This is a genomic window from Thauera sp. (genome assembly GCF_035444905.1).
Lineage (GTDB): Bacteria > Pseudomonadota > Gammaproteobacteria > Burkholderiales > Rhodocyclaceae > Thauera.
The window spans coordinates 1-1,081 of sequence record NZ_DAOMPS010000160.1; the positions used below are offsets into that span (position 1 = coordinate 1).

Here is a 1,081-nt window from a genome sequence, read left to right on the forward strand (position 1 = left end):
TGGCAGCTCGTCGGGCTCATAACCCGAAGGTCGCAGGTTCAAATCCTGCCCCCGCAACCAAACAAAGCAAGAAGGCTCACGTCCCGCGTGAGCCTTCTTGCTTTGTGCGTCTGCAAGTGATTGCGCCGCTTGTCATGGGATGGTGCTGACTCATTCCCGCGGTGATGCTGACGGGCTTTGCAGGGGCGAAGTCGGTTGCTAAGGTAAGCGCTGAGGGGGGCTTGCAGGACCCTCGGACGAGCTGATCAGGAGTGGGCTGATGCTGGCGTTGCTTCACTGCGTGGCCAAATCGTTCATCCGTCGCAAGCGGGGCTTTCGCCCCTTGTGGGCGAGCGGGTCGGACGCCATCAGGTGGCTGCACCTGAGCGGTGCCGGCGCGGGCGCCTTGGCGCATCGGGTTTTCGGCGCATGACCACCTTCTCCACGCCGCCGGAGCACGTTACCCGCGCGTTGCGCGAGCGCATTGAGATCGTGCCTTACGACCCTGACTGGCCGCGACGCTTCGAAGAGGAGGTGGCGCGGCTGCGTGCGCCGCTGCCGCCTGAGTCGATTGGGCGAATCGAGCATTTCGGCAGTACGGCCGTGCCCGGACTTGCCGCGAAGCCGATTGTGGACATGTTGGTGGAAGTGCCGTCGATGAGCGAAGTTGCGCAGCGCATTGCGCCCTTGTTGCAGCAAAGGGGCTATGAGTACTTCTGGCGCCCCGAGGAACCCGGCCTGCCGGGCATCGCCTACGCCTGGTTCATCCGTCGGGATGAGGAGGGGCGACGCACGCATCACATCCACTGCCTCGAGAAGGGCTCGTCCGAGTGGGAGCGCCTGTTGTTCAGGGATTACCTGATCGCGCACCCCGAGATCGCCGCGGAGTATGCCGCGCTGAAGCAGCGGATCGCCGCCGAGTCGCCCGAAGATCGTGTGGCCTACTCGCAGGCGAAGGGCGACTTCATTGCGCGTGTCATGCGACTTGCGCGCACCCCCTGAAACGAGGCCATGGCAGGGCGCCGATCGGCGCCCCGCCATGGTTGTTGGCTCACATCCCCTGGTAGATCGGCCCTTCGCCGCCCTGCGGCACCACCCAGTT

At 64.8% G+C, this 1,081-nt stretch carries 1 protein-coding gene; it reads left to right on the forward strand.

Annotated features, from left to right (window positions below):
* Window positions 1-408: 408 nt before the first annotated feature.
* A complete protein-coding gene (locus PLC66_RS22800; RefSeq protein WP_324544458.1) occupies window positions 409-981 on the forward strand; it encodes a GrpB family protein in 573 nt (190 codons plus the stop codon).
* The last annotated feature ends 100 nt before the right edge of the window (window positions 982-1,081 follow it).